Below are 18,165 nucleotides of genomic sequence, written 5' to 3'. Positions count from 1 at the left end.
TAATCGTATTATTTATCCGCTACTTGAATCCAGAGAAGGAGTGAGTGTAAAGTGCAATACACGAAGCTTGGAAAGTCCGGACTTAAGGTGAGCCGGCTGTGTCTGGGAACGATGAATTTTGGACCGATTACCGATGAAAAAGAGGCCTTCCGCATTATGGATGCGGCCCTGGATGCCGGAGTTAATTTTTTTGACACCGCTAACGTTTACGGGTGGGGCGAAAACTCAGGGCTGACGGAGACAATTATCGGCCGCTGGTTCAAGCAGGGCGGGGGCCGCCGGGAAAAGGTCGTGCTTGCGACCAAAGTCTACGGCGCCATGAGCGATAAACTCGATGGTCCCAATGATGAAGGCGGTCTCTCCTCCTACATTATCCGCCGCCATCTTGAAGGCTCGCTGCAGCGCCTGCAAACGGATCACATCGAGCTGTACCAGATGCACCATATTGACCGCAGCGTATCCTGGGACGAGCTGTGGGGCGCATTCGAGCTTGCTGTGAATCAGGGCAAGATCGGTTATGTCGGCTCCAGCAACTTCGCCGGCTGGGATATTGCCGTGGCCCAGCAGGAAGCGAAAGCCCGCGGATTCCTGGGTCTTGTATCCGAGCAGCATAAATACAGCCTGACCTGCCGGCTGCCGGAGCTGGAAGTGCTTCCTGCTTCGCAGAATCTCGGCCTCGGCGTCATTCCCTGGAGCCCGCTCGACGGCGGACTGCTTGGCCGCAATGCGCTTAAAAAAATCGAAGGCAGCCGCAGCGGCGGCAACGCTGAGCGTGTTGAGCAGTACAAGAGCCAGCTTGAGGCCTTTGCTGATCTAAGCCGTGAGCTCGGTGAGCCGCAGGATAATATCGCTCTTGCCTGGCTGATTGCGAATCCGGCTGTCACTGCGCCGATTATCGGGCCGCGTACACTGGAGCAGTTCGAAAGCGCGCTGCGCTGCCTTGACGTAGTTCTGGACGAGTCGGTGCTGGCCCGTCTGGATGAAATCTTTCCCGGCCCCGGCGGTGCTGCACCTAAAGCTTACGCCTGGTAAGCTCTGGAGACCCGGCTAAAGTTCACTATACAACAAAAGGAGCTGTTCACCCGGCTGAAGCACTGCCGGGGACAGCTCCTTTCCTTATTCGGCTGTATCCACTGTTACAGCACCATTGCTGGTAGATAAAGATACATCATGAGTTCCGCTGCCGAGCACCGCGGTTCCGTCGTTATCGCCGTCACGGTTCCAGGCTACATTGCCCTTCAGCGAGCCGTTGCTGGTCTCGGCAGTGATTGTGGCATCTGTCGCTGCCGGCAGGCTGACCGTAATCTTGCCATTACTGGATTTAACATCCCATTCACCTGTAACCGGCGAGTTCACTGTAATTTTGCCGTTGCTGCTCTTGGCCTCCAGCGGTCCGTCGATATTCTCCAGTGTCATAGCACCGTTAGAGCTGACCAGCTCTACTTCCCCCTGCACATTCCGTACAGCCAGTGTACCGTTGCTGGTATGCGCATCTACACCGCCGGCAATATCATGGATATCCATCGTACCGTTGCTTGTATCAATCTCAATCCCTGCATCCAGGGAAGAGGCTTCCACCGAACCGTTCCCCGTGTCAATTTCTACTGCCAGATTGCGCGGGATGCTAAGGTTTAAATACGGATCTTTCATATTGATCCCAATGTGAATATTCTCCCACCATTGGGACTCGCCGTTCAGCTCAAGCAGCAGCGTATCGCCATCTGCCGACACCTTCCACTTTTGTTCCAGCGCCTGTACTGCATCGCTCTCCGTGCTGCCGGGAAGCTCCAGCTCCCCCTGATATTCAAGCACAGCACCTTCGGTTCCTTCAACTCTGATTTTTCCGTTAGGCAAAGACACCTTGACATTCTTGATCTCCGGCTTTACTTCCACAGCAGCTTCAACCGGAACAAGATGTGTCTTGCCGAAAATACTGCCGAGCGCTCCCCCCGAAACTACCGTCTGGGCTCCGCTGGCAGCAACCAGCACGATAATCAGCACAATTGCCCAGCCGCTGACACGGCTTTTGACTTCCGACTTGATGAACAGCCTGAGCAGCATTTCGAGACCGAACAAAATGAGCAGCGCAGGCCAAACATAGCCCAGAGCATCATAAGTAACGACATCATACTGGGCCAGGACTATAACTACCCCGAGTACGATGCAGCCTATCGCTGCAGTAAAGCTGCCGATCTTCCATCTCCCCATCATTCACTTCCCCATTCCGCTATACTTTTGAATTGTTCTTCAGCATTCTGAAGCCGTATCCGATCAGTCCTAGCGCCAGCAGAATCGCCCCGATATTCATATCGGTGAGCAGACGCCAGAGTCCCGGAAATACAGTGATCAAGAGCAGCATGAAGCCTACTGCAACACTGCCGATTCCTATCCAGACCGGGTTGATATCCTCCTGCATATACTCCGGCGCCGGCGGCAGCCCCATCGTCCAAGGTGCTCCAAAGCTGTCAGGATGGTACATCATCCGCTCATGCTCCGCAAAAGCCATCTTCATCCACGCCGCCTTTTGCAGTGCATCGAATAATTGATAGAACCAGAGTGCTGCCAATGCGAACGAGAAGACGTTGGCCATGGAAGGAATCAATATAATGAACACTGATGCTCCAATCATATACTGTAACCCCAGTTTTTTGAATCCCAAATATAAATGTCCAAGCCCCGGAACCATCGCCAGGAAAAAAGTAAGCCAGCGTTTCTTCTTAATCATCAAATACCCTCCTTTAAAATTGACTTCTATTTATTGCTCCCCCTGCGGACCAAACCATCCGGAGACGGAGGTCGACATCTGTCCGTTGATTTCGCTGATGCCGTAGGCCAGATTCTCAAAGACCCCCAGCTGCAGCAGGATGAAAGTCAGGCAAACCGCAAGGCCGTAATGCATCCAAGAAGTTCGCGGAGCGGTGCGGCGTCTTGCCGCTGTCTCCGGAACGGCCCGCTCTCTGCGCCCGGCTTCGAGCTGTTCAATTTGAGACATCACATGTACGGAAATATCCGGTATTTCGCACATCTCTATAGGTTCTTGTCCACTCTCCATGTCATTCCACAGCTGTGCGAGCTCTCTCGCTTCTTCCAGCCATAATGCGCAATCAGGACAAGCTTCGATGTGCAGACGGATATTAAACTCCATGTCAGGAGACAGCAGTCCATCAATATAATGCGGCATCCATTCCTTTACTGTTGCACAGTTCATCGCCATTCCTCCCCGCTTTTGCGCATCATCTGTCTGGCTCTGTAGAGCTGCGATTCGACTGTCTTGACTGATATTCCTTTTTGTTCGGCAATTTCCTGGTAGGACTGGCGCTGAAAATAATACAGCTGCACGACCGACCGGTACGGTTCCGTGAGACTGTTCAGATTATCGCCCAACTCCTGTGTCGCTTCCTTACGCAGCGCTTCCTGCTCCGGGGTAAGCGTGGTTACCAGATCATTCTCCGTGTAGTCCGCTGTACTGCGGTGCCGCCATTCCCTGTCGTTCGCCCGTTTCCAGTCCAGACATGTCCTGTAAGCAATACGGTAGAGCCAGGTGGAGAATGAGGATTGCCCTCTGAAGGAGGGGAGTGCCTTGTAAGCTTTGATAAAGACTTCCTGGGTCATATCCTTGGCCGACTCGGCTTCTCCCGTAATTTTGATGCATACTCTGTACACCATGCCCTGATACCGGTCAACCAGATGCCCGAAAGCCTGGTGCTGACCGCTCAGCACGGCAGAAATCCATTCCGTCTCTTCCAAACTGTACTCCCCTCCTTCACTTCATAAGGTTAGACGCCGGCAGTCCGGCATCCCCTGCAAACATTTTTAATTATTTTTGATTTCCTGATTTTATATCGCTTTTATGCAGTCTAACCATAAGAATACTCCAGTTTTGGAGGTAAACCATCAGTCGCTGTCGAACTAATTGATCATTATGACTAAAAAAAAACTTATTGGATTAATCATACTCTTTCTAGTAGGCCTAACAGGTCTCCGTATGCTGTGGTTCCACATCCATCCGCTCCCGATTCCGCTTCAAGCCTCGCAAGGCGTATTGGATTTACGCGGCAGCCCGTTCTCAGAGAATAGAATCTACACCTTAAAGGGTCAATGGGAATTTCATCCCGGTACTCTGCTTGCTCCAGACGGTTCTTCCCTTGACGATCTCTCTCCGGCAGCAAACGGCAGCTATATCAACGTGCCGGGCAGCTGGAACGAAGCACAGCAGCAAGACAGCAAATCTTACAGCTATGCTACCTACCGTCTGCGGATTCTGACAGACCAGCCGAATGAGTCCTTCGGCATCATCATGCCCAGGATCAATTCTTCCTCCATCCTGTATGTTAACGGCCTGGAAAAGGGCCGTTCGGGGAACCCTGCCGAAACGCCGCAAGGCTACACAGCGAGGGCTGTGCCTTATTCGGTATCCTTCACCGCAGATAAAGGGGAGGCCGAGCTTGTTCTTCTGATTGCCGATTTTGACACCGGCTCGGGAGGCATTCTAAGACCGGTTTTGTTCGGAAGCGCGCAGGCGATACATAAGGAGCGCCTCTTCTCCACCGGGATGCAGCTTATAGTCTGCATTGTGCTGGTGCTCCACGCTGCATATGCCATCATTTTGTACCTGATCAGCCCGCGGCAAAAGGCACTGCTGTATTTCACTCTGATGGTGCTCTGTGCTATACTCAGCATTTTATCGGATGACGACAGACTGCTGATGGTCTGGCTGCCGCTCGACAACGGCTGGTCGCTAAAACTCCTGCGTCTGGCTTATATCGGCACCTTTTTCTTCATGCTGCATCTTGCCAGATCCCTGCTTTACCCGCGGGTACGCTTCAAATGGCTGCGGATTCTCAACTTGATGTCTGCAATATTCGCCGGTTCACTGCTTGCAGTCCCCAGCAGCAGCGCCGTCTTTGCACTACTGAGCCATCTGTACGGTATTCTGCTGATCGCAGTAGCTCTCGGTATCTTCGTTATCATCTATAAATCCTTTATGAGCTATGAGGACGGCACCATCTTTTTGCTCCTGGCAATCACCAGTATTTTCAGCAGCATCTCCTGGGGAGTCATCAAAAATAACAGCACTGCAGGATTCAGCTTCTATCCTTTAGATCTGATCATAGCTTTTTTGGGCTTTGCCACTTACTGGTTCAGGCGTTATTTCTGGAATGCAGAGCAGACGGCCCGGCTGGCTGAAAGTCTCCAGCGCAGTATTAAACAAAAGGATGATTTTCTGGCCAACACCTCACATGAGCTTAAGAATCCGCTGCACGGCATTATGAATATTGCAGAAGCTGTACTAACCAGCGAAAAAGACAATTTACAGGCCAAAAATGCCGAGGACCTGCGGCTGCTCATCACTGTAGGACGCCGGATGTCCCTGCTGCTGAATGATCTGCTGGATTTATCACAGCTGCGTGAGAGCAATATCCAATTGAAAATGACCAGTCTGCGTATACAATCCCTGGCTTCCGGAGTACTGGATATGCTGCGCTTTATGACTGGCGGCAAAGATATTGAGCTCAGGATGGATATACCGGATAACTTTCCTGAGGTAACCGGTGATGAACAAAGAGTGATTCAAATTCTGTTCAATCTGCTGCAGAATGCCGTTAAATATACAGAAAAGGGTACTGTCAGTGTATATGCAGAGGTTCAGCGGCAGACTGCCCGGATACATATTATGGATACCGGAATCGGTATGGACAAAGAAACACAGATCCGGGTGTTTGAGCCTTATGAGCAGGGCGATTCCGGCATGACTGCCATGGGAGGGGGCATCGGCCTCGGCCTCAGTATCAGCAAAGGGCTCGTACACCTGCACGGCGGAAGCTTAAGCGTGTCTTCCAGTCCGGGCCAAGGTTCCATATTCACCTTTACGCTGCAGCTGGCTAAGGGACAGACAGCTGCGGCTGAAGAATCTGTAACCCAGGCTTCCGCGGTTCCGGTTCCGGCTTTGGACTCCTATGAGCGGAACCGGGATGAATCTGCATTCCAACCGGCTTCCTCATTGAAGCCCAAAGTTCTCGCCGTGGATGATGATCCTGTGAACCTGAAAGTGCTGCACAGCCTTCTATCCGCAGATCACTTCGAGATTACAGCGGTGTCCGGCGGATATGAAGCGCTGCAGCTTCTGGATGCGGACTCTTGGGATCTGGTTATTTCGGATGTTATGATGCCGGTTATGTCGGGCTATGAGCTTACCCGGCGGATCCGCGAACGGTTCACGGTCACAGAGCTCCCGGTGCTGCTTCTCACAGCCCGTAACCAGCCGGATGATATTTATGCCGGCTTTCTCTCAGAAGCCAATGACTATGTGACTAAGCCGGTGAACGCTATGGAATTGCGGATGCGGGCGCGCTCTTTAACAGACATGAAGCAATCCGTCACCCGGCAGCTCCGCCTGGAGGCCGCTTATCTGCAGGCACAGATCCAGCCGCATTTCTTGTTCAATACGTTGAACTCCATCTCTGCCCTGGCCTCTTTTGATACCGCAAGAATGAGCGGCCTGATTGATGCCTTCAGCTCCTACCTGCGGTTAAGCTTCAACTTTCTAAATGCCGAGCCTCTGGTGCCCCTTGAACGTGAACTGGAGCTGGTCAGGGCGTATCTGTATATTGAAAAAGAGCGCTTCGAAGAGCGTCTTGAAATCATCTGGTCGCTGGAACACGTTGGTCATGTGATGCTTCCTCCGCTGACCATTCAGCCGCTCGTGGAGAATGCGGTCCGCCACGGCATTATGAACCGGGCCAAAGGCGGCCATGTTGAAATCTCCGTCAGGCAGCAGAAAGAGGGAACTCAAATTATCATTTCTGATAACGGAAAAGGGATAAGCGGAGAGCTTTTGCCGGAACTGCTTGCCGGATCTCCGGACCCGGAGCGGGGGATCGGGATTCTGAACACCCACAAACGGCTTATGCGTCTGTACGGCAGCGGCCTGACGATCCAAAGTACTGTTCACGAGGGGACTTCCGTCCAATTTCTGATTCCCTTCGAACCAAAGAAAACTTGAAAAGTGGTGAGCTAAGTTATGATTCAAGCCCTGCTGGTGGACGATGAACGGCTGGCGCTTATGAAGCTGCAGCTGATGCTGGAAGAACTTAAAACCGTCAAGGTTGCCGGGACCTTCACAGATTCCGCAGAAGCTCTTCAGGCTGCACCCGGTCTGGACCCTGATGTAATTTTTCTTGATATTGAGATGCCGGAAATGAACGGCATGCAGGTGGCTGAGCAGATGCAGAATCTCTGTCCCGGGGCAAGCATCGTGTTCGTAACCGCCTATAATGACTATGCAGTCGATGCTTTTGAGCTGAATGCACTTGATTATGTACTAAAGCCGATACATCCTGGCCGTCTGCAGAAGACAGTTCAGCGTCTGGAATTCGCTAAAGCACAGGCCCCGCAGGAGAAGCCTGGCGGACAATTAATGCTCCGCTGCCTGCAGTCCATCAGATTTGAGCGCGGGGGCCAGCCGCTGCAGAATATCCGCTGGCGGACATTAAAGGCCCAGGAACTGTTCGCTTATCTGGTGCATAACCGTGACCGTTACACCAGTAAGGATTATCTGATTGAATGGCTTTGGCCTGAATTTAATTACAAGAAAGCCTCTACTCTGATGTACACCACGATCTATCAGGTACGGCAGTGCCTGAAGCAGGCTGGAATCCCGCTGCAAATTAACAGTGCCAGCGAAGGCTACATACTGGAAACGGGAGGCCTGCAGATCGACATTGCAGAATGGGAAAACGGCATCCAGTCCCTTCCTGCAATTAGCGATAAGAATTATATGGAACATCAGCGCCTGTTCGATCTCTATTCCGGTGATTATCTGGGCGATTATACCTATATATGGGCGGAAGGTGAGCGTCAGCGCCTGCGGACCATCTGGCTGCACCACGCCGCCTTAATGGCTGAATTCTATATCGGGACCGGCAGAATTCCGGAAGCTGTCACCACCTACCAGCGTATTGTCCAGCTTCAGCCATATTTCGAACAGGCTCATTTGGGCCTTATGAAAATTTATGACAGCATGGGTGAGCGGACAGCCGTGGAGGAGCAGTACAATACCCTCTACGGCATGCTGGTCAGGGAACTGGGCATTGAGCCGCCCCCCCATATCATTAACTGGTACAATGAATGGAAACATCAAAATCTCAGCGTGTAACCTTCCCATGCCGGAGTCTTTTACATACAGCTGCTGCCGATAAATGAGAACAGCAAAACACCCGGAGCTGAAAACCGCTGCCGGGTGTTTTGCTGTGTTCCTGCGGCCTTACTGTAGGCAAGGCTGAGCTGGCTTATTTAGTATGTGTCTTGAATCTTCTGGCTAATACCGCGCCCAGTACAATTAATATTCCGCCTGTCATATAGAGCGGAAGCGGGCTGTTCTCTCCGGTCTGCGGGAGCTGGGCAGGCTTACCGGGTCTGCCCCCCGGATCATTAGAATCGGTAACTGTACCCAGCGGCACATCGTCGACACCGATCTCAATGATGAGTTCTTCTTCATTGCCGTCCTCATCGGTAACAATGATCGTGAACTTATCTTTGCCTTTATATCCGGGATCCGGTGTATATATCCATTTTCCGTCCGGCGTAACCGTAACTGTGCCATTCTTGGGCTCATCACCTACCGATGGAATACCGCCTAAAGGAATTTCACCTTCCACCGGCATATCAACAATGGTAGTTGCCTCTGTGGCTTGCGGAGCCGGCGGAGTACTGCTTGCCGCAGGCTGCCCCGGTGTTACTGACGGCGTTACTGCCGGCGTTACTGTTGGCGTTACTGCCGGTACTGGTGAAGGCGTTGCAGAAGCTGCTGGAGAAGCAGATGGCGTTGCTGGCGCTTCTGTAACAATAACTCCCGGTGTTCCAGGAGTTGGTGACGGTGTCACTGTTCCTCCCGGCTCCGTTGTCGGCACAGATGTTGGATCTGTTGTCGGCGCAGGCGTTGGCGTTGCTGTCGGCACTGGTGTCGGCGTTGGCGTCGCTGTCGGCACTGGTGTCGCTGTCGGCACTGGTGTCGGCGTTGGCGTTGCTGTCGGCACTGGTGTCGGCGTTGGCGTTGCTGTCGGCACTGGTGTCGGTGTTGGCGTCGCTGTCGGCACTGGTGTCGGCGTTGGCGTCTTTTGGTTTGTAATAGGCGCCAGCACCGTCTGAGCTGCTGAACCAATCGTTACAGGATGTTCTGTAGTGTCCAGGACATACCCTGCCGGAGCCTTAATTTCCTTCAGCACGTAAGCCCCCAGCTTCAGTCCATTGAATTCAAGTAGCCCGTTAACATCCGTTTTACCGCTTTTAACCAGTTTACTGCCGGAATCATACAATCCAAACTCTGCGCCTTCCAGCTTCTTGTCCGGATTCTCCTGTGCTACTTTAGTTACTCTAAGCGAACCCAGAACCTCTACAGGCACTGGAGCATTGGCAACAGTTACTACTTTCTCCTGTGAGGGATCGATGATTACAGGGACGGACTGGGTATCCAGGATGTAACCTTCAGGAGCGGTCTTTTCTTTCAGTGTATAGGTTCCACCCTTTAACTTGGTGAACTTCAGCTCACCGTTTGCATCGGTCACTCCGGAATTCACCTTAACCCCTTTTGCGTCATAGAGCTCGAACTCTGCTCCTTCAAGCTTATGGCCTGCATCACCCAAAGCTGTTTTGATCAGCTTGAGGGAACCGTGAAAATCATTCTTAATTGTTATTTCTACCGGTGTTGAAGAATTGATTGTCACTTTATGCTCTTTCCCGTCCAGGGCATACCCGGCAGGAGCCTTGGTTTCCTTTAATACATACTTGCCGGCCTTCAGATTCGTGAACTTTAATTTGCCGTTCTGATCGGCGGTTTCCACTTTTTTGTCAGTCTGCTGCGTGCCGACAATCCGGAACAGCGCAAATTCGGCGCCAGGCAATTGTTCGGTCCCGGCTTCGTTGGTTTTGGTTACTTCCAGCGACCCTTTAACACCGCTTCCCGTCCCCGAGGTTTCCACGATGAAGACATCGTTTTTGGTGGAATAAGGCTTCTCAATCTTCTGCACACTGTCTCCGCTGAACGAGATGGCATTGGTCAGCTGCACATTGCCGACATCTGTCACAACAGCCTGATATTCCAGGATATAGGGCTCATCAATCGGGTTCAAGAAGGTCAGTTCAAAGCTTTCCTTGCTGTCAGCCCCCGTCTTGAAGGCCAGCGTGTAGTCCGTGTCCAGGATCAGCTTATCTGCAGTTTTGGTTACTGTACCATTTGAGGCCACCGCCGTCTTGAAAAGCTGGAAGCTGGATGGCAGCAGCACCTGATTCGCACTCGGAGTGTCTGTGATTTTTACATTTTTAACATTAGACTGGTTGGCATTGATTACTGCACTCCAGTTCAGAAGCGTCTGGTCATCCTTATCCTGCTTCACACCTTTGGTGACATATTCGCCGCCTCTTGGTATGGTTACTGTTCCTGTCAAAGGTTCCGATACCGGCTTGCCGTCCTTGTCATTCAACACCGCTGTATTGGTAACACTTGCCTGATTGATGTCCCCGCCTGTAAACTCCGTGGTGAACACAACATAGAAGGCATAATCAACCTGGTCAATGAATTTCACTTCCAGCTGCTTTTTGTCCGTTACCGTTACTTTGTACTTGGACGCGTCTATTTGCACCCCCTGCTTGGGATCGCCGTTTGCCTCATACTGAAGCTGATAGACTGCTGCTGTTACACTGCCAATTTCCTGGCCGGCAGGAAGGGTATCCACAAGTGTAGCACCCGGCGCCAAAATCCGTTTGTTGTAGTTCGCCCCCACAGCCCAGGTAATTTGTTTTGTCACAGCATCATAGGTGCCTGTCTTCAAACCGTTGTTTTTCACTTCATTACGCGGATTAAAGGTGGCAGAGCCGCTGATTTCATGCGCTTTTCCGCTGGAATCTTTCCAGTTAAGCAGTGCTGTATTCTTGAAGTTAGATGCATTCTGCAATTTATAATAGTCAAAATTAGTAGTGTAAGTTACTGTGAACGGCTGGCTGACCGGCTTAGTAAATTTGACCGTGAAACCGTCATTTTTGCCATAAGTGCTTCCATTCGGGGTAATCGTATAATCTGCACTATCTATGCTTGGAGTAGAAGTAATAACCGGCAGCCCGATTAGCTTTAATCCTGCATGGTCAAACGTATCGGTCAGGATTAGCTCCTTCATCTCTTTAGCATCTTTGTTCACGCTGATGGTCCATTTTACAGTCTTGTTCAGGTAGTCAATATCTCCAGCCTTCTTCTCCACGATCCGCTGGTTCAGCTCGCGGGAAGCATCATCCGAATAAGTGACATAGGTAACCACATTTTTAATGGTTTCCTGTTTATATACACGGTCTGCCACCTTTGTTTTGTAGACAATTTTATACGGTGAATGAATGGTATGGTTAAATTGCAGCTTAAAGCCGTTCTTGTCAGCCTTGTCAGTCAGCGGCACAACCGTATAGTCTGCTCCCTTAGCCAGAGTACCGTCTTCGCTTGCCTTCCCGTCCTGATCCAGCTTGATTTTGTATACAATCACAGACTCCTCCACCAGTACCTGTGACTTATTAAAATAATCCAGCAGGACAGCATCCTCTGAGGCAATCGTCTGTTCGTTATAGTTAAATCTGATTTCCCAAGGAATCGTTTCCGTCGCAGCATCAAAGCTGCCTGCAATTTTCTCCAAAGGCTTTCCGCGTACAATGTCTACAGCCTTGGAGGCCTCACGGGACACTCCCTCTCCCGTAAGTGAAGCCGTATTAGTGAACCGGGATACAGAGGCATCCGTAATTTTGGTGGAAAATTTAATCCGGTAAGCCTCGTTGATGGAACTTCCGAACTTCAGGTTCAGCAGTCTTCCGCTGCTGTCTGACGTATCATATTGACCGGAACCCAGCTTCGTTTTCTCGGACACATTTCCCTGAATATCTACTTCAAGCTGATAAACCTCAATTGAACCTGGATCCAGTTCCAGTCCTGCCGGAATGTTATCCGTAATCACCGCACCCTTGATGTTGTCCAGTGAGGTATTCACATCCAGCGTCCAGCCGATACCCGACGGATTATATTTTTGCGGCTGGGGTGCCCCTTCCTTCTTCAGACTGGTTCCGCCCTTGGGATGGACCTGTATAACAATCGTATTGGAGTCATTGCCCGCTACCGGAAAGTAAAGCTCCTGTGTGGTAGTGCCGGTCATTCTGGTGGAGCTCAGCTTCGATTTCACATTAAAAGTACCGCCTACATCGAATAAACCTTCGATTTCGCTGGAAAACGTGAGCACGACTTTATTGTCGGTGCTTACCTTGAAGGTCCCGATGCTTCCCGAATCCACACCGTCGTAGACCAGATTTCCGGAATAGGTTTGATCGATGGCCAGCTGCTGAGGAAGCGCATATGTAAAGGTATCCCCTCCGCGGTACTTTTGCCCGCCCTGATCAGGAAGCTCAGGAAGCTTGAAACTCAGGCTTACTTGAACTTCAGAGTCAAGCTTATACACACTATCCGTGACCTGCGTGCCGTTCTCGTATACTGCCATGGTTACACTTGTGACGATATTTTCCTGAATAGCCGTCCCTTCCGCATGGGCCTGTGAAGCAAAGCCGAACCCGTTGGCAAACTGTGTCAGCAGCAGCACCAGGGTCATCCATGCACCTAAAGCCTTTCTCTTCATAAGTTTACTAACCTCTCTTTCTCTAATGAATGATTCCGTACCGCAACTGTAATCCCCCCATATGAACAATTTCTGAACAGCCGTCTGAACATGTAAAAAAAGCCATCCGGTTATCAGGAATACCTGCTTAACCAGATGGCTCTCTTCAAACTAAGTATAGGTTTATGAATAGGTGCTACAGCTGCGCATGATCACGCTTGGTATACGTTTTGCGCTTCTCGATCAGCTTGTTCAGCGCATCCAGATAAGCCCGTGCACTGGCTTCCAGGATATCGGTGCTGAGTCCGCGCCCTTGTGCCGCAACTTCACCCTGTGACAGGACCACGTGGACCTCACCTTGGGCATCCTTGCCCCGGCTGACTGCCTTGATCGAATAGTCTCCGAGCGTTACTTCCTCTCCGGTAGCCTGATCAATCGCGTTGTAAATCGCATCGACAGAACCGTTGCCCTCAGCCACAGCTACAATCGGCTCCGGATCCTGGCCGTCAAGAATAACCTTCGCTGTTGGTGTAGCCTCATTACCGTAAGTAACATAGATCGTCTGCAGGCTGTAAACTTCCGGTGTATCGAGAAGTCTTTCATCCAGCAGTGCCAGAATGTCTTCGTCCGATACTTCCTTCTTTTTATCCGCCAGCTCTTTGAATCTGCCAAAAGCCGCGTTCAGCTCTTCTTCGGAAACCTCATAGCCCAAATCACTCAGCTTATCACGGAAGGCATGGCGCCCGGAGTGTTTGCCGAGCACCAGCTTGCTCTCCTTAAGACCGATAGTCTCTGGCGTCATGATCTCGTAGGTCGTCTTCTCCTTCAGCATGCCGTCCTGGTGAATTCCCGATTCATGAGCAAAGGCGTTAGCGCCGACAATCGCTTTGTTGCCGGGAACAACCATACCGGTAAGCTTGCTGACCAGCCGGCTGGTACGGGAGATTTCGGACAGCACCAGTGAAGTTTTGGCATTAAAAAATTCACTCCGTGTCTCCAGTGCCAGCGCAACCTCTTCAATCGCTGTATTCCCCGCGCGTTCGCCGATACCATTAATCGTACCTTCGATCTGATCCGCACCGTTTTGGATGGCCGCCAGTGTGTTAGCCGTAGCCATTCCCAGGTCATTATGACAATGGGCGCTGAGCTGAACACGTTCGATATCCGGCACATTTTCCTTCAGGAATTTGAAGATGGCCCCGTATTCGGAAGGATTCAAATAGCCGACCGTATCGGGTATGTTCACCACATTTGCACCTTCGCGAATCGCCATCGCTACCATTTCAGCCATGAAATCGCGCTCGGTACGGCCCGCATCCTCCAGAGAAAACTCCAGCTTGGGGAAGTACTTCTTCGCATAGCGGATAGCGGACTGCGCAGTTTCCAGTACCTGAGCTTTATCCATGCGCAGCTTATGCTGCCGGTGTATAGGTGATGTAGCCAGGAACAGATGAATGCATGGATCCTGTGCACCCTTAAGCGCTTCTTTGACCGCATCAATATCACTCTCTCTGGATCTCGAGAGCCCGATCAGGGTAACGTTCTTCACCGCTCTTGCCACCGCATTTACCGAGGCCAGATCTCCCGGTGAAGCGGCGGGAAATCCCGCTTCCATCCGGTCAATGCCCAGCTTTTCGAGCTGGTGGGCGATTTCCACTTTTTCTCTTGTGTTGAGGTTCACACCCGGCGACTGCTCCCCGTCACGCAGTGTCGTGTCGAACACATAAATTTTCCGCATGCTGAGCACCTCCTGATCATTGTGCTTAAACCCTCAAATGCGGCCCGCAAAATCACGGCCGCATCTGAGGGTATACTATAGTGGGTATAATTTTAAGTATATGATCCTATTTCTTAATCCAGTGCATCATTTCACGCAATTGGCTGCCTACTACTTCAACCGGATGAGCGGCCTCATTACGCCGGGTAGCGGTCAGGAATGCACGGCCGGACTGGTTCTCAAGGATAAAGTCGCGGGCAAATTTACCTTGTTGAATATCCGTCAGCACGGCTTTCATTGCTTTTTTGGTTTCGTCTGTAACGATACGCGGTCCGGTTACATAGTCGCCGTATTCAGCAGTGTTGGAGATGGAGTCGCGCATAGTAGCAAGTCCGCCTTCATACACGAGGTCAACGATCAGCTTCAGCTCATGCAGACATTCGAAGTATGCCATTTCAGGAGCATATCCGGCTTCGGTCAGTGTTTCGAAGCCTGCTTTGATCAGTGCGGATACACCGCCGCACAGTACAGCCTGCTCACCGAACAGATCGGTTTCGGTCTCTTCACGGAAGGAGGTTTCGATGACTCCGGCACGGGTACAGCCGATACCTTTGGCATAAGCAAGTCCGATTGCCTTAGCGTTTCCGGTTGCATCCTGCTCGATAGCGATCAGGCCTGGAACACCGAAGCCTTCAACATAAGTACGGCGGACCATGTGGCCCGGGGATTTAGGAGCTACCAGGAGTACATCCGCATCCTTAGGAGCAACGATTTGTCCGAAATGTACGTTGAAGCCGTGGGAGAACATCAGAGCCGCACCGTTTTTGAGGTTCGGTTCGATATCATTTTTATATACGGAAGCCTGTGTTTCGTCCGGCATAAGAATTTGCACTACATCTGCACGGGATACTGCTTCTGCTACCGACAATACTTCAAAGCCGTCATTTTTGGCGGTTTCGAAGGATTTGCCTTCGCGCAGGCCGATGACAACCTGAAGACCGCTGTCACGCAGGTTCTGAGCCTGGGCATGCCCTTGGCTGCCGTACCCGATTACCGCAATTGTCTTCCCTTTTAATACACTCAGTTCTGCATCCTGTTCATAGTACGTTGTCACTGCCATTGTCAATATCCTCCTTTAATTTGGGACCCATCGTAAAGAGCGGGTACTTCAAGAGAGCCTGAGCAGAGCAGCCTGCTGTCGGCTTCTCTTCAAGTCCCCGCTCTTTAGCAGGGAATTCATCGTGTTATTATCAAATTAATGCAAACAAGCAGTAATCCGTTAAAGCCGTAAATTATACTTATCAGGCATTGCCGCGGATCATCGCCGTTACTCCCGTGCGGGACAGCTCTTTGATACCGTATGGCTTCAGCAGTTCGATCATCGCGTCAATCTTCTGCGTGTCTCCCACTACCTGTACCAAGAGGCTGTTCGTGCCGATATCGACAACGGAAGCACGGAAGGTTTCGACTACGCCCATAATTTCGGGACGTTCGGACGGCTCCGCCTTGACTTTAATCAGCGCAAGCTCACGGGCAACCATCGGTTTGGAGCCCAGATCGACAACCTTGATCACATCGATCAGCTTATAAAGCTGTTTCTCAATCTGTTCAAGGGTATGCTGGTCTCCAAGGGTTACGATGACCATCCGTGACAAGCCCACCTCTTCGGACTGGCCGACGGTGATACTCTCAATATTAAAGCCCCGGCGGCCAAACAAACCTGATACCCGCTGCAGCACACCCGGCTGGTCATTTACAAGTACAGCAAGCGTATGTTTCATCACTGTCATTCATCCCCCATCAGCATTTGATCGATGGTTGACCCTTGAGTTACCATCGGGTAGACATTTTCGTCTTTTGGAACAACGAATTCTACCAGAACGGGTCCAGGCGTTTCCAGAGCTTCCTTCCACACTGCGCCAGCCTCTTCCTTGTTCGTTGCCCGCAGTCCCTTTACACCGTAAGCTTCAGCCAGCTTTACAAAATCCGGGCTGCCGGCGAGGTCGGTATAGCTGTAGCGTTTCTCATAAATGAGATTCTGCCACTGCCGGACCATTCCAAGGACCTGATTGTTAATGACTACGATTTTGACCGGTATATTATTGATGGCACAGATGGCCAGCTCCTGCGAACACATCTGCATTCCGCCGTCGCCATTGATCGATACTACCAGCCGTTCCGGCTGCGCCATTTGCGCACCGATGGCTGACGGGAATCCGAAGCCCATCGTCCCCAGACCGCCGGAAGTAATCCATGAGCGCGGATGATTGAATTTGTAATACTGTGCAGCCCACATCTGGTGCTGTCCTACGTCTGTAGTAACGATAGCCTCACCCTTAGTGGTTTCATTGATCATTTCGATGACCCACTGCGGCTTGAGCTCTGTATCCGAATCGTTGTAGCGAAGCGGCTTATCCAGCTTCCACTGGGCAATCTGCGTTCTCCATGCATCCGCATTAGCTGCACGGCTTACATCAGGAATCAGCATTTCCAGCACTGTCTTCACATCGCCGACGATTGGAATATCAGGGGTTACATTCTTGCCGATTTCCGCCGGATCAATGTCGATATGCACAATCTTGGCCTTTGGTGCGAAGCCGTCCAGCTTGCCTGTTACACGGTCATCAAACCGGGCACCGATATTAATGAGCAGGTCACATTGCTGAATCGCATTATTCGCAGTGTAGGTACCATGCATACCCGGCATGCCCATCCACAGGTCATCTCCGCTCGGGAAACCGCCGAGTCCAAGCAGTGTAGTCGTAATCGGAATTTCTGTCTTCTTCGCGAATTCGTACATCGCTTCATGTGCACCGGAGTAGATCACGCCGCCGCCTGCAATAATAATCGGACGTTCTGCGGCAGATATGGCGCGCACCAGCTTATCCAGCTGAAGCTTGTTCGGTACAGTGCGCGGGTTGTAACCGCGGAGGTTCACTCCCTGCTGCTGCACCGGCGTGAACAGGGTCTTCGCTGCCGATACATCCTTAGGGATGTCAATCAGTACCGGACCTTTGCGGCCAGTGTTCGCAATATGGAACGCTTCATGAATAATCCGCGGAAGGTCTTCTACATCGCGTACCAGGTAACTGTGCTTCGTAATCGGCATCGTGATGCCCGTAATGTCCGCTTCCTGAAAAGCATCTGTGCCGATCAGGCTGGAGAATACATTACCGGTGATTACCACGAGCGGCACTGAATCCATAAAGGCTGTCGCTATGCCGGTTACGAGATTGGTTGCTCCCGGTCCCGAGGTAGCGATACATACACCGGGTTTGCCGCTTGCTCTGGCATAACCGTCAGCGGCGTGAATGGCGCCTTGTTCATGACGCGTAAGAATATGCTTGAAATCCTCAAATCCGTGAAGCGCATCATAGATGTACAGTACGGCTCCGCCGGGGTATCCGAAGACAGTGTCTACATCCTCCAGAACCAGACTGCGCAGCAGGATTTCGGAACCAGTGATGACCTCCGGATTCTTCCATTTCTCACGTAACTGCTCTGTAGACCGCACTTCCGGTAATTGCGCACTCATCAGTATTCCTCCCCTCGATATTTAACACGCTTATGCAAATGACAGACCGTCTTGGTTATTGGCAATAAGGGCCGGTTAACTCAACCGGAAGAATTGTTCACCAGTCTGGATAATGGATCCAGAACTTCTGTGTCAACAAAAAAACCTTCCGCCTCCCACGCGCCAAATAAAAGCGCGTGAGGGACGAAAGGTTGATCTTCCGTGGTACCACCCATGTTTGCATTACATCTCGCGATGCAACGCCTTATCAGGTAACAAAGATCCATCGATGTAGGCAGGGC

The 18,165-nt window shown here is 51.4% G+C and carries 12 protein-coding genes; 3 read left to right on the top strand and 9 right to left on the bottom strand.

Translation table 11 applies throughout. The annotated features are described in order from the left end of the window. Positions 1 to 51: 51 nt before the first annotated feature. Complete coding sequence (locus tag C2I18_RS18610; protein WP_249897240.1) at positions 52 to 1,032, top strand: aldo/keto reductase; 981 nt, start codon at positions 52 to 54, stop codon at positions 1,030 to 1,032. A gap of 84 nt (positions 1,033 to 1,116) precedes the next feature. On the opposite strand, the gene C2I18_RS18605 is transcribed toward C2I18_RS18610, so the two are convergent. The 4 genes from C2I18_RS18605 to C2I18_RS18590 are packed head-to-tail and all read right to left on the bottom strand — an operon-like array spanning position 1,117 to position 3,747. After that, entirely contained in the window at positions 1,117 to 2,211 is a 1,095-nt protein-coding gene (locus tag C2I18_RS18605) for a DUF4097 family beta strand repeat-containing protein (protein WP_249897239.1), read from the bottom strand. 16 nt (positions 2,212 to 2,227) lie between these two features. Continuing rightward, the gene (locus C2I18_RS18600; protein ID WP_249897238.1) at positions 2,228 to 2,725 is read right to left on the bottom strand and encodes a hypothetical protein; all 498 of its coding nucleotides are present in this window, start codon (positions 2,723 to 2,725) and stop codon (positions 2,228 to 2,230) included. Positions 2,726 to 2,755: 30 nt separating this feature from the next. Beyond that, on the bottom strand, positions 2,756 to 3,208 hold the full coding sequence (locus C2I18_RS18595) for an anti-sigma factor family protein (protein ID WP_249897237.1): 453 nt from the start codon (positions 3,206 to 3,208) through the stop codon (positions 2,756 to 2,758). Further along, positions 3,205 to 3,747, bottom strand: a complete 543-nt coding sequence (locus C2I18_RS18590) for an RNA polymerase sigma factor (RefSeq protein ID WP_249897236.1) — start codon at positions 3,745 to 3,747, stop codon at positions 3,205 to 3,207. Before C2I18_RS18590 ends, C2I18_RS18595 begins: the two co-directional genes overlap by 4 nt. Positions 3,748 to 3,922: 175 nt before the next feature. On the opposite strand from C2I18_RS18590, the gene C2I18_RS18585 reads away from it, so the two are divergent. Both C2I18_RS18585 and C2I18_RS18580 read left to right on the top strand, forming a co-directional pair. Then, on the top strand, positions 3,923 to 7,003 hold the full coding sequence (locus tag C2I18_RS18585) for a hybrid sensor histidine kinase/response regulator (RefSeq protein WP_249897235.1): 3,081 nt from the start codon (positions 3,923 to 3,925) through the stop codon (positions 7,001 to 7,003). Between the two features lie 18 nt (positions 7,004 to 7,021). Then, the gene (locus C2I18_RS18580) at positions 7,022 to 8,155 is read left to right on the top strand and encodes a response regulator (RefSeq protein ID WP_249897234.1); all 1,134 of its coding nucleotides are present in this window, start codon (positions 7,022 to 7,024) and stop codon (positions 8,153 to 8,155) included. Positions 8,156 to 8,288: 133 nt separating this feature from the next. On the opposite strand, the gene C2I18_RS18575 is transcribed toward C2I18_RS18580, so the two are convergent. The 5 genes from C2I18_RS18575 to ilvB all read right to left on the bottom strand — a co-directional run bounded on the left by C2I18_RS18575 (position 8,289) and on the right by ilvB (position 17,884). Further along, positions 8,289 to 12,653 (bottom strand): collagen binding domain-containing protein, encoded by a 4,365-nt coding sequence (locus tag C2I18_RS18575; RefSeq protein ID WP_249897233.1) that lies wholly within the window; start codon positions 12,651 to 12,653, stop codon positions 8,289 to 8,291. A 175-nt stretch (positions 12,654 to 12,828) separates the two neighbouring features. Continuing rightward, positions 12,829 to 14,370, bottom strand: a complete 1,542-nt coding sequence (locus C2I18_RS18570; RefSeq protein WP_249897232.1) for a 2-isopropylmalate synthase — start codon at positions 14,368 to 14,370, stop codon at positions 12,829 to 12,831. A 106-nt stretch (positions 14,371 to 14,476) separates the two neighbouring features. Beyond that, positions 14,477 to 15,469: a ketol-acid reductoisomerase gene (gene ilvC, locus C2I18_RS18565; protein WP_249897231.1), complete on the bottom strand. Its 993-nt coding sequence runs from the start codon at positions 15,467 to 15,469 to the stop codon at positions 14,477 to 14,479. Positions 15,470 to 15,650: 181 nt separating this feature from the next. Beyond that, entirely contained in the window at positions 15,651 to 16,139 is a 489-nt protein-coding gene (ilvN, locus tag C2I18_RS18560; protein ID WP_249897230.1) for an acetolactate synthase small subunit, read from the bottom strand. Next, positions 16,136 to 17,884, bottom strand: coding sequence for a biosynthetic-type acetolactate synthase large subunit (gene ilvB / locus C2I18_RS18555; RefSeq protein ID WP_249897229.1), 1,749 nt, complete (start codon positions 17,882 to 17,884; stop codon positions 16,136 to 16,138). Before ilvB ends, ilvN begins: the two co-directional genes overlap by 4 nt. Positions 17,885 to 18,165: the final 281 nt, after the last annotated feature.

The organism is Paenibacillus sp. PK3_47 (assembly GCF_023520895.1).
Classification (GTDB): domain Bacteria; phylum Bacillota; class Bacilli; order Paenibacillales; family Paenibacillaceae; genus Paenibacillus_AQ.
Note: the sequence above shows the minus strand (reverse complement) of the source record. Positions and strands in the feature narration are given on the sequence as shown.